This is a genomic window from Paraburkholderia sp. FT54 (assembly GCF_031585635.1).
GTDB lineage: Bacteria > Pseudomonadota > Gammaproteobacteria > Burkholderiales > Burkholderiaceae > Paraburkholderia.
The window spans coordinates 2,826,526-2,838,602 of sequence record NZ_CP134196.1 but is presented as its reverse complement, the minus strand read 5'-3'; the positions used below and the strand labels follow the sequence as shown (position 1 = coordinate 2,838,602).

6 protein-coding genes are annotated in these 12,077 nt (G+C 65.5%); 3 read left to right on the top strand and 3 right to left on the bottom strand.

The features are described 5' to 3' along the window. Positions 1–129: 129 nt before the first annotated feature. Together RI103_RS32305 and RI103_RS32300 are read right to left on the bottom strand one after the other, a co-directional pair. The gene (locus RI103_RS32305) at positions 130–2,751 is read right to left on the bottom strand and encodes a heavy metal translocating P-type ATPase (protein WP_310816797.1); all 2,622 of its coding nucleotides are present in this window, start codon (positions 2,749–2,751) and stop codon (positions 130–132) included. Positions 2,752–2,878: 127 nt separating this feature from the next. After that, on the bottom strand, positions 2,879–3,529 hold the full coding sequence (locus tag RI103_RS32300; protein WP_310816796.1) for an FMN-binding negative transcriptional regulator: 651 nt from the start codon (positions 3,527–3,529) through the stop codon (positions 2,879–2,881). 299 nt (positions 3,530–3,828) lie between these two features. Between RI103_RS32300 and RI103_RS32295 the strand changes: the two genes are divergently transcribed. Next, positions 3,829–5,241 (top strand): DUF1254 domain-containing protein, encoded by a 1,413-nt coding sequence (locus tag RI103_RS32295; RefSeq protein ID WP_310816795.1) that lies wholly within the window; start codon positions 3,829–3,831, stop codon positions 5,239–5,241. Between the two features lie 233 nt (positions 5,242–5,474). Next, positions 5,475–9,224 (top strand): DUF748 domain-containing protein, encoded by a 3,750-nt coding sequence (locus tag RI103_RS32290; RefSeq protein WP_310816794.1) that lies wholly within the window; start codon positions 5,475–5,477, stop codon positions 9,222–9,224. 8 nt (positions 9,225–9,232) lie between these two features. Here the strand turns inward: RI103_RS32290 and RI103_RS32285 are convergent, their stop codons facing one another. After that, positions 9,233–10,780: a PLP-dependent aminotransferase family protein gene (locus RI103_RS32285; protein WP_310816793.1), complete on the bottom strand. Its 1,548-nt coding sequence runs from the start codon at positions 10,778–10,780 to the stop codon at positions 9,233–9,235. A 130-nt stretch (positions 10,781–10,910) separates the two neighbouring features. Here RI103_RS32285 and RI103_RS32280 point away from each other — a divergent pair, with 130 nt between their 5' ends. After that, positions 10,911–12,008, top strand: a complete 1,098-nt coding sequence (locus RI103_RS32280; RefSeq protein ID WP_310816792.1) for an ABC transporter ATP-binding protein — start codon at positions 10,911–10,913, stop codon at positions 12,006–12,008. Positions 12,009–12,077: the final 69 nt, after the last annotated feature.

The following is a 12,077-nucleotide window of genomic DNA, read 5'->3' as shown; positions in this document are numbered from 1 at the left end:
GCCAGCGAGGCGTTTCGGTACGCGGCGCGCTCAGCGCGCCGAACTGCCCTTCGTGCCGCTACAACGCGTTGATCACGACGCCGCTAATAGGCCCCGCGCGTGCACGGCATTTCTCGCCGCCGCGTTCGCTCAGCGCGCCGAACGAGCCTGCGCGCCGCGCCAGGCGCGTAGCAACAACGCATTGGTGACGACGCTCACGCTCGAAAAGGCCATTGCCGCGCCGGCGAGCATTGGGTTCAGCAAACCGAAGGCGGCCAGCGGAATACCGATCAGGTTGTAGACGAACGCCCAGAACAGGTTCTGCTGGATCTTGCGCCAGGTCTTGCGCGAGATGTCGATGGCGTCGGCCACCAGCGCCGGATCGCCGCGCATCAGCGTGATGCCGGCCGCGTGCATGGCGACGTCGGTGCCGGTCGCCATCGCGATGCCGATGTCGGCGGCGGCGAGTGCGGGGGCGTCGTTGATGCCGTCGCCCGCCATCGCCACGATGCCGGCGCTGCGGATCTTCAGATCGCGGATCACACGGGCCTTGTCGTCGGGCAGAACTTCCGCATGGAATTCGTCGATGCCGAGCGCCTTGGCCACGCTCGCCGCGCTGCCGCGGTTGTCGCCGGTGACCAGCACGCTCTTGATGCCCATTTGCGCCAACCGTTCGACGGCCGCGCGTGCCGTCGGTTTGACGGTGTCGCCGAAAGCGATCAAGGCGAGTGCCGCGGGCGCTTCGCGCTGCATGAGCCAGGAAACGGTGTTGCCCGCGGCTTCGAGTTCGTGAGCGCGCGTGGCGAGTTCCGCCGGCAAGTCAATGCCGAGTTCGTTGAGCCAGCGCGTGCTGCCCAGCGCGAGCGTGCGCCCGTCGACGTCCGCTTCGACGCCGCGGCCTGCCACCGCGCGCGCGGCGCTCGCATGCTGCGGCGGGATTTGTCCGGACGCCACCGCGACGCCAGTTTCCGTCGCTGCCGTGCCGCCAGCGGACGCTGCCGCCACACCGCCAGCGTCCGCCGCCGTCACGTCGCCGCTGTTCGTCGCCGCGACTTCATGCGCCTTCAACACCGCCCGCGCTAACGGGTGATCGCTATGACGCTGCACCGCCGCGGCAAGCGCCAGCGCCTCGTCGCGGCTGACGCCGCCAATCGGCTCGAACGCCGTCACCGACGGTTGCCCGAGCGTCAGCGTGCCGGTTTTATCGAACGCGACGATCGTCACGCGATGCGCGGTCTCCAGCGCTTCGGCGTCCTTGATCAGCACGCCGTGCCGCGCCGCGACGCCGGTGCCGGCCATGATGGCCGCCGGCGTGGCCAATCCGAGCGCGCACGGGCAGGCGATCACTAGCACGGCGACCGCGTTCAGAATCGCGGTTTCGCCGCCCGCGCCGGCGATCAGCCAGCCCGCCAGCGTAAGCGCGGCAATCGCCAGAATCGCCGGCACGAAGATTTCGCTGACCCGGTCGACGAGGCGCTGGATCGGCGCCTTCTCGGCCTGCGCGCTTTCCACGAGGCGGATGACTCGCGCGAGCGTCGTTTCCGCGCCGATCGCGGTGGTCGTCACGGCAATCGCGCCTTCGCCGTTGATCGAACCGGCGGTGACCGCGTCGGCCACCTGCTTCGGCACCGGCAGGCTTTCTCCGGTAATCAGCGATTCGTCGATATGCGTGCGGCCTTCGAGCACCGCGCCGTCGACCGGCACGCGTTCGCCGGGACGCACGATCACCACCGTGCCGACCCGCACTTGCGCGAGCGGCACGTCGCGTTCATCGGCGCCGACGCGAATGCGCGCGCGCTCGGGACGCAGCGCGTTGAGCGCGCGGATGGCGTCCGTGGTCTGGCGCTTGGCGCGCGCTTCCAGCCACTTGCCGAAGCGCACCAGCGTGATCACGACCGCCGACGCTTCGAAATACAGATGCATCATGTCGCCCGGATGGGTCGCCAGTTCATAGACGCTGATGCCATACGCCGCCGAGGTGCCGAGCGCCACCAGCAAGTCCATGTTGCCCGCGCCGGCCCGCACGGCGCGATAGGCCGCGCGATAGAAGCGCGCGCCGAACGCGAACTGCACGATCGAGGCAAACGCGAATTGCAGCCACGGCGAGAGCATCGCGTGCAGCCCGAACCATTCGCCGACCATGGGCGCGACGAGCGGCAGCGTCAGCACGGCGGAGGCGAGCACGGTTGCCAGTTCGCGGCGGGTTGGGTCGCGCCTGGCGGCGGCGGGAGTGGCGTGATCAGAAGCCGCCGGTGTGTCGGGCGGCGCGATCAAGGCCGCTTCGTAGCCGGCTTTCTTGACGGCGGCGATCAACGCGTCCGGGGCGGCGGCCGCGCCGTCCAGACTGACGGTTGCGGTTTCGGTCGCCAGATTCACCGACGCGCCGACCACGCCCGGCACTTTCGCGAGAGCCTTTTCGACGCGCATCGCGCATGAGGCACAGGTCATGCCGCCGATCGCCAATTGCGTGGACTGCCGCACCTCGGCCACGAGCGGCGCGGCGTCCGGGGAGGCGCACAGCGTCGCGTCGTAGCCCGCCTTGCGCACGGCGTTGGCGAGCGTATCGGAATCGACGGTGGCATCACTTTCGATTCGCGCTCGCTCAGTGGCGAGATTCACCGACGCACGCGTGACGCCCGGCACTTTGGCGAGCGCTTTCTCGACACGCAGCGCGCATGAGGCGCAAGTCATTCCGCCGATGTCGAGTTCGGCGGTCCGGGCGGCAGAAGTGACAGCGTCCGTGGAGCGCTGTGGATTGGCAAGTTCGGTCATGGTAGGCAAGGCTCGTGGCGGCATCGGGCCGCGTCATGAACCCAGTATTGACCTTCCCATGATGGGAAGGTCAAGGACGAATTGCGGGGTGTACGTCAGCGCGCCGATAGCTCGCCGAAACGCCCGCTCAGAAGGCTGGCGGCGCGTCCAGCATGGCCTGGCCGACGGCCTGCTGTTCGTTGGTCGAGCGCGCCAGCAGGGTTTCGGCCGCGCCGCGGCGGTCGTCCGCAGCCTTGTTCTGGCCGAGCTTCCACTTGCCGACCAGCCGCGTCACCTCGATCTCGATGCCGACGATCGCGCCGAGCATCTGCGTGATGAAATCGGCGGGCGCGTCGCCCATTTTCCACGGCGCCGGTTCGCCGGCTTCCATCTTGCGGGTCAGGCGCGCGACCAGGCCGCGTACGAACGACTCGTCGTCGCGCACGACGATCCGGCCGTGAGCGTGCACCACCATATAGTTATAAGTCGGCACCTGCCGATGCGCCTCGTGCTTGCTCGGATACCAGTTCGGCGAGATATAAGCGGCCGGGCCCTGAAAGATCACGAGCGCTTCCGGGTTCGCGGCGGCCTCCTGCCACACGGGATTCGCGCGAGCGACGTGAGCGCGCAGGATACCGAGCGTTTCACCGGCCGCCGACGGGACTTCGAACTCGAACGGCACATGGTTCGCATCGAGCCCGTTCGGCCCGTGGGTGATCAGCGCGCCGAAAGGCTGCTCGGCGATCAGGCGATGGAGAACCTCTGGGCGGTTCTCTTCGAAATGGGCGGGCATGTACATGAAGCGCTCCGGATACGAGGGGGCGAAAGAGCAGCGATGAAAAAAGCTCGCCCGAGGCACGGGGCGCCAGGACGAACGTAACGAGAAACGTCAACCGTACCGCAAAAGGGCGGCGTGCGCGCGCGACCCGGCGCTATTCATGCCTTTGCGCTTGCTCGGTGAAAGAGGATACGATACAACCCGGTGTTGTCGGCATCGCGAACCGCGGACTGTCTGCGTGGGCTTTGGGAGGCCGCGCAAGCAGGGTTCGCTGCACGCCGGCGTCTCCCTTAGGACCGCACGTTCCGCCACCTGAACGAATGATAAAAAATCGCCGAGTACTGTTTCCGATTCACTGGACCTGCGCATCGCTCGCAGGCCTCGCATTTCTGGCCGGCTGCGCATCGACGCCCTCCGCGACGCAAAAATCCACCGGCTGGATCAAGGACGAAGTCGCCGACTCGTATGTATTCGGCTACCCGCTCGTGCTGATGGGTGTCGCGCGCGACGCGGCGGTCGGCACCGATCCGGGCCAGGCGCCGCTCAATACGCTGCGCCACGCGCAGGCATTGCCGCCGATCGGCGCGTCCGGTCCGATGCAGCCGAGTCTCGATACGTTCGATTCAACCGGCTGGCTGGACGTCGGCAGCGAACCGGTGATCGTGTCGCTGCCCGATTCGCATGGCCGCTATGTCGACGCCCGCGTGCTCGACATGTGGACCAACGTGGTGTGGTCGACCAGTTCGCAGTTCGCCACGCGCGCGGCCGGCATCAAGGCGCAGGTGATCGCCTTCGTCGGTCCAGGTTGGCAGGGTGATTTGCCCAAGGGTGCGAAGCGCGTCGACGTACCGACCCGCAACGCATGGGTGAGCGTGCGTATCCAGTCGAACGGCACGCGCGATCTGACGGCGGTCCGCAAGCTTCAGCGCGCCATTCGCGTGGCGCCGCTGAGCGTCTACGCGGGCGACGCCCGCTCCGCCGCGATCACGCCGCCGCGCAGCAATGTCGCCGCCGCGGGTGCTTCCGGCACGCCGGCCGCGCAAGTCGCCGCGCTCGACGCGAACGGCTTCTTCACCCGGCTCGCACAGGCCTTGCCTGGCAACCCGCCGACGCCGGCCGATCCGCATGCCTTGAAATTCCTCTCGGACCTCGGCGTGACGGCAGGCGAGCCGGTCAAGCTGCCGAATGCGCCGGAAGCCATCGCAGCGGGTCTGGCCGACGGTCATGAGCGCGTCGTCACGCCGCCGTCCAATCTGCTGACCGGCAATGGCTGGAGCTGGTTCGGCGACGGTGTGGGCAACTACGGCCCCGACTACGCGATGCGCGCCTATGCCGCTTACGCGCAACCGGGCATCGGCACGAAAGACGACGAAGTACGCGCGGTCGTCACGCAGGACAGCGACGGTCATGCGCTCAACGGCGCCAACCGCTACGTGATCCAATTCGCGCCGAATCAGTTGCCGCCAGTGCGCGGTTTCTGGTCGATCACCGCCTACACGAAGGACGGCGCGCTTGGCGAAAGCGCACCGGCGCGTCTGGCGGTGGGCGACCGCAATGGCGCACGCCGCAACCGCGACGGCTCGCTCGACGTGACGGTGTCGTCCGCTCGCAGCAGGAGCGGCAACTGGCTGCCGGCGCCGCGCGCCGATCTGCAACTCGTGCTGCGTTTGTACGCGCCCAAGCCGCAAGCTACCGACGGTAGCTGGCAGCCGCCAGCCGTCGTGCGTCAGTGATACCGGCCTACGTGTCGGTGACGTGACAGCGGCGCATCGGTAACCGACCGCGCAACGCACCGAGCAAAACATGCCCGCCGCTTCAACCCGGCGGACATACGACGCTATCGCGCGGAGTAATGTGTAAGCCCCGGCTTACATTTATATCCGACGAAAGATTCACGACTTATACTGCCGCTTGCGGGATTTTCGTTTTCGCGGCGGGCTTGCCGCCGCATTACCCAAAACCGAGCATGGCAAGCCTCAATAAAGCATCACTAGCCTCGTCCATGCAGACCGTGCGCGATGTCGCGCAGTCACGCCGTACCCGGCGTGTCGTTACCGGTCTGCTGATCTTCGTTGTACTGTTTGGTCTGCTGGGCTTCTTCGCGGCGCCGCCGCTGATTCGCCACATCGCCGAGCAACAGCTCAGCAAACAACTCGACCGCCCCGCCACCATCGGCCGCATTGCGCTCAATCCGTACACGCTCAAGCTCGAGGCCGATCGTGTGCATATTGGCGAGCGCGGCGGCGCGGGCGACTTCGTGGATATCTCGCGGCTCATCGTGCAGCCGTCATGGAGTTCGCTGTTTCGCGCGGCGCCGATCATCGACGAAGTGCAGCTCGATTCGCCGCGCTTTCACATTGTTCGCTACGATGCGCAACGCTTCAATTTCACCGACCTGATCGAGAAATTCTCGAAGCAGCCGGCCAAGCCCGATAGCAAACCTACGCTGTTCTCCGTCTCGAACATTCGCCTCGAAAACGGCCAGATCACGTTCGACGACAAGCTGCTCGGCGCGACGCACGTGATCGATCAGTGGAAGCTCGGCATTCCGTTCATCGCCACGCTGCCGTCGAAAACCGATATCTTCGTCGAGCCGTTGCTGCGTGCGCGGATCGACGGCAGTCCGCTTGCCATCGACGGCAGGACCAAGCCGTTTGCCGCGTCGCGGGAGTCGGAAGTGTCGTTGCGCTTCGAGGGTCTCGACGTGCCGCGTCTCATGTCCTACGTGCCGACCAAGCTGCCGGTGATCGTGCAGTCCGGCAAGCTGTCCACCGATCTCAAGCTCAACTTCGTGGTGTCCAACGACGCGCCTTCGCTGCGCGTGGCGGGCACCGTCGATATGAACGACGTGGACGTGCAGGACCAGAGCAAGGCGCCGTTCTTCGCGGCGCGCGCGGTGCATGTAGCCGTCGCGACGCTCGAACCGTTGAAGAGCCTCTATCACTTCGAAGAGATCCGCATCGACGCGCCCACTGCCAATCTCGCGCGCGATAAAGACGGTGTGGTGAGCGTCGAGAAGATGTTCGCGCCCGCGCCGGCATCCGGGGCGACCGCGGCGCGACCGGCCGCGAGCGCGCCGCTTGCGGCATCCGGTTCGAGCGCCACCGAAAAGACGGCGCCGCCGCTGGATCTGTCGATCAAACGCTTCGTGCTCAATGACGGCACGGTGAACGTCCACGACAACGCCGCCTCGCGGCCCGTCGACGTCGGCCTGCAAAAACTGGCCGTGACGTTGACCGATTTCTCGACACTCGCCACAACGCCCGCGCACTACACGCTGAACACCGATTTCAAGAACGCCGGCGGCTCGCTCGGCGTGGCCGGCGCGTTCGGCCTCGTGGCGAAGACGGCGAGCGCGAAGCTGGATGTGAAATCGTTGAAGCTGCCGCTGTTGCAACCGTATATCGACACCGCGACCGTCGCGCAGGTCACGGACGGCGCGCTTTCCGCCACCGCCAATATCGGCGCGAACTGGTCGAAGTCGCCGGTGGCGGTGATGGTCACCGATTCACAACTGGACCTGCAATCGCTGAAAGTCGCGACGCGCGACAGCAAGGATCCGCTGATCTCGCTCGCGCAAGGCAGCGTGAAGCTCAAACAGGTGGACGTGGCGGCGCGCACCGCGGAGATCGCCAGCGTCGACACGACCGGCCTCGCGGTCGACGCGCAGCGTCTGAAAGACGGCAGCATCAACCTCGCCGCGCTTGCCGGCCAGCATGAAGCCGCGTCGCGGCGCACCGCGATCCACGCGGTCAAGAAGGCGCAGGCGGAAGGGCCCGCATGGCACTACAAGCTCGGCGAGCTGACGCTCAAGGACGCCACCGCCAATTTCACCGACAACACCACGCCGCAGCCGGTGAAACTGAACATCGCGCCGCTGCAACTGAAGGTGCAGAACATTAGCGACGACCTGAGCCGCGCGCTGCCGGTCGATCTGCAGGCCACACTGAACAAGAAGGGCACACTCGGCGTCAAGGGCGATGTCACGGCAACGCCGCTCAAGGTGGCCGTCAAGGTCAACGCCAACCGGCTCGACGCGGCGGCCTTCGAACCGTATTTCGGCAGCAAGCTGAATGCGGTGATCGCGAGCGCGCTGCTCAACGCGAGCGGCGACCTCGCGGTGAATCAGGCGAAGTCGCTGAAAGCGACCTACCACGGCGACGTGGCGCTGGTCGAAGTCCGCATGCTCGACAAGGCGACCTCCGATCCATTCGCGGGATGGGGCTCGCTTGCGTTGTCCAACCTGAAAGCCGATTACGATGAGCACGGCACGGTGGTCGACGCGGGGCGCGTCACGTTCACGAAGTTCTACGGACGCGTGCTGCTCGACGCGCAGGGCAAGCTCAACCTCAAGGACGTCGTCGCGCATGAAAGCGGCGCCGCGCAATCGTTGACGCGCGACAAGAGCGGCGCTGAGCCGGTGCCGTTGACGCCGCAAGCAGCGTCGACGGTCGCGGCCGCGTCTGCGCCGGCTTCGTCGGCTGGGTCGGCTGCCACGGTGACGGCTGCCGCGCCGCCGCAAAGCCCGGTCAAGCTGCACTTCGGTCAACTGGTGCTGCAACAGGGCCGCGTGACGTACACGGACAACTTCATCAAGCCGAATTTCACGGCGAACCTGGTCGGCATTCAGGGCACGGTTGGCGCGTTCGGCACGCAGTCGACCACGCCCGCGCCGGTCGACATCGCCGCGAAACTGGCGGCCAATGGCCCGCTGTCGATTCGCGGCACCGTCAATCCGCTGATTGCGAAGCCGGCGCTCGATCTGACCGCGGTCGCGCACGATATCGAACTGACCAATCTCACGCCGTATTCGGCGAAATATGCCGGCTATCCGATCACCAAGGGCAAGCTGAACGTCGATCTGCACTACAAGCTGGCGAACGACCAGCTGGACGCGAACAATCACATTTTCATCGACCAGCTCACGTTCGGCGATCACGTCGACAACGATACGGCGACCAAACTACCCGTGCGTCTCGCGATCTCGTTGTTGAAAAACTCGCGTGGCGAAATCGACGTGAACCTGCCGGTGTCGGGCTCGCTGTCGAATCCCGAGTTCAGTATTGGCGGCCTGATCTGGCATGCCGTGCTCAATCTGCTGCAGAAGGCGGTGACCGCGCCGTTCTCGCTGATCGCCAACGCGTTCGGCGGCAGTGGCGAGGAGTTGGGCTATGTCGAGTTCGAACCCGGCTCGGCGAAACTCACGGACGCCGACACCCAGAAACTCGACACGATCGTGAAGGCGCTGAGCGACAAACCGTCGATCCGCATGGATCTGATCGGCCGCGTCGATCCGGCCGTCGACGAACCCGCGTTGCGTACCGGCTACGTGGACCGCCTCGTCAAGCAGCAGAAGATCAAGGACGTGGTGGGTAACGGCGAGAGTGTCGATCTGTCGACCGTCACCGTCGACCCGAAGGAGTACGACAAGTATCTGAGCAAGGCGTACAAGTCGGCGGACTTCAAGAAGCCGCGCAATTTTGTCGGCTTGACCAAGAGTTTGCCGGACGACGAAATGAAGAGCGCGCTCGCCGCCAACGCACCGATCGACGATGCCAGCCTGCGCCAGCTCGCACAACAGCGGGCGCAGAGCGTGCAGCAGTATCTGGACGGCAAGATCGACAGCAGCCGCGTATTTATCGTCGCGCCGAAGCTGAACGCCGACGGCATCAAGGACAAGGGCGCGACGACGCGAGTCGACTTCGGTTTGAAGTGAGTGCGCGTTCAGGCGGCGCGCGTCGGCGCCTTCAAGGCGGTTTGTTCGATTACGCGCGCGAGCGTGTCGAACGCGGGACCGATCTTGTCGTTCGGCACACACGCATAACCAAGAAGCAGTCCGCGCCGCGCGGGCGTATCGCTGCTGTAATAGCTCGCGAGCGGACGCACGATCACGCCGGCGTCATAAGCCGCGGCCGTCACCGCGCGATCGTTGGCGTGATCCGGCAGGCCGAGCACCAGGTGCAGGCCGGCCTCGTCGCCCATCACCGGCAGTTCGCTGCCGAAACGCGCGGTGATGGCGTCGATCAGAATCTGCCGGCGTTCGCCGTATAGCGCACGCATGCGCCGGACGTGCGACGTGAGGTGCCCGTCCATGATGAAGTCGGTCATCACCGCCTGCTGCATCAATTGACCTTCGCGGTACAACTCGGCCACGCCGGTGCGGAACGTGTCCACCAGATGCTCCGGCGCGATCATGTAGCCGATCCGCAAGCCCGGAAACAGCATCTTCCCCAAACTGCCGACGTAGATCACCTGGCCGGCGTCGTCGAGTCCTTGCAGCGAGGCGAGCGGACGGCTGCCATAGCGGAACTCGCTGTCGTAGTCGTCCTCGATGATCCACACGTTGTGCTGGCGCGCGTATTCGAGCAGCGTGCGGCGGCGCGCGAGGCTCATCACCATGCCGAGCGGATATTGGTGCGACGGCGTGACGAGCGCGAGTCGTGGCGGCTGCTGCAGATCCTGTTCGCGCGGATTCAGGCCTTCGTCGTCCACCGGCACCGGCACGAGGGTAATCCCCGATGACTGCAACACACTGCGCGCGCCCCAATAGCACGGTTCTTCCACCCACGCGCGGTCGCCGACATCGGTCAACAGGCGCACCGCGAGATCGATCGACTGATGGATGCCCGTGGTGATGATGATCTGATCCGGCGTGCAATTCACCGAGCGCGCCACGCGCAGGTAATCCGACAACGCCCGCCGCAGCGGCCGGTAGCCGCCGCCGGGCGCGTAGGTGAGCAGATCGGGATTGGCTTCCTTCCACAAACGCGCCTGCAGCCGGCTCCACGTGCGCGCCGGGAATTCCGCGACGTCGGGCACGCCCGGCATGAACGCGCCCCACTGTTTGGCGGAAACGCCGGCTTTGTCGATCAGACGCCGTCCGCGAGTCGACAGGTCGCCGAGATCGCGCTTTGGCGGCTTGGGAGTTTCCCTGGTCGTACTGTCTTCTTTATCGACGCTCGCCACCGCCGGCTTCCTGCGCATGTTCACGGCGGCCGCGTCCGGACGCGTGTCGGCGACATAGGTGCCGCTGCCGGTGGTCGAGATCACATAGCCTTCGGCGGTCAACTGGTCGTAGACGTGCAGCACCGTGTTGCGCGCAATGCCGAGGTCTTCGGCGAGCGTGCGCGAACTGGGCAGCTTGGTGCCCGGCGGCAGCTGGCCGGTCAGAATGGCCTGCTGCATGAGCCGCAACGTCTGCCGGTAGACCGGTTCGGCGGCCGCGCGGTCGAGCCGCGCGGCGAGCCAATCCGACAAAATCACGGTGTCCAAGTGGTTCTATCCGGAATAATGAAATGGTTCCATATTGTAGAACCGTAACGGTCTATAGTGAGCCACGCAATTGATGCAATCCCGCTGCTTTGCAGGGGGAGCCAGCCGGACAGCAGAGGAGACTTGGACGATGAAAACCGAAGACGTGATCGTCAGCTTTCGAGGTGTGCGCAAGACCTACGACGGCGAAACGCTGGTCGTCAAACAGCTCGATCTGGATATCTATCAGGGCGAATTCCTGACGCTGCTCGGGCCGTCCGGTTCGGGCAAGACCACCTGTCTGATGATGCTGGCGGGTTTCGAATTTCCCACGGGCGGCGAAATCTGGCTGGATGGCACGCTGCTCAATACCGTGCCGCCGCATAAGCGCAACATCGGCATGGTGTTTCAGAACTACGCGCTGTTCCCGCATCTGACGGTGGAGCAGAACGTCGCATATCCGCTGACCGTGCGCAAGATTTCGGCGGATGAGCGCGCGCACCGCACGCATAACGCGCTCAAGATGGTGCGCATGGAGAGCTTCGCGAAGCGCTATCCGGCGCAGCTTTCCGGTGGCCAGCAGCAGCGTATCGCGCTCGCCCGTGCGCTGGTGTTCGAGCCGAAGCTCGTGCTGATGGACGAACCGCTCGGCGCGCTGGACAAACAGTTGCGCGAACACATGCAGTACGAACTTAAATCACTGCACGAGAAACTCGGCGTTACGTTCGTGTACGTCACGCACGATCAGGGCGAGGCGCTGACCATGTCCGATCGTGTTGCCGTGTTCGATAAAGGCATCGTGCAGCAACTCGACACCGTGGATCGTCTGTACGAATCGCCGTGCAATGAGTTCGTGGCGAACTTCATCGGCGACAGCAACAAGCTGCGCGGCACGATCGCGAATGTCGACGGCGAGTATTGCGAATTTCATCTGATCGACGGCACGCGCCTCACCGGCCGCAATATCGGCGGCGCGCGGGCGGGCACGCCGGCGGTCGCGTGCATCCGGCCCGAGCGCATGAAGCTGGCCAATGGCTCGTCGCGGCCGGGCGCCAATGCGCTCGCCGGTGAAGCGCGCGGGCTGATCTATTTCGGCGACCACGTGCGCATGCGTTGCGGTCTGCCGCAACAGGACGAGTGCTTCGTGAAGGTGCCGCTCGGCACCGGCGTGCTCGACACCTTCGCGCCCGGCGCGCCGGTCGCACTCGAGTTCGCACCCGAGCATCTGCGGGTTTTTGCAGGGGCGTGAATGTGTCGAACACTGAAAGTGTTCAATGCAGGCAGGTCGGATCAAGCAGCACATAACAAAGTCGCACTA

What these genes read in the sequence shown, in the direction of transcription:
- RI103_RS32280 (WP_310816792.1), top strand. Translation starts at nt 10,911, where the DNA reads ATGAAAACCGAAGACGTGATCGTCAGCTTTCGAGGTGTGCGCAAGACC.
- RI103_RS32305 (WP_310816797.1), bottom strand. Translation starts at nt 2,751, where the DNA reads ATGACCGAACTTGCCAATCCACAGCGCTCCACGGACGCTGTCACTTCT.
- RI103_RS32300 (WP_310816796.1), bottom strand. Translation starts at nt 3,529, where the DNA reads ATGTACATGCCCGCCCATTTCGAAGAGAACCGCCCAGAGGTTCTCCAT.
- RI103_RS32295 (WP_310816795.1), top strand. Translation starts at nt 3,829, where the DNA reads ATGATAAAAAATCGCCGAGTACTGTTTCCGATTCACTGGACCTGCGCA.
- RI103_RS32290 (WP_310816794.1), top strand. Translation starts at nt 5,475, where the DNA reads ATGGCAAGCCTCAATAAAGCATCACTAGCCTCGTCCATGCAGACCGTG.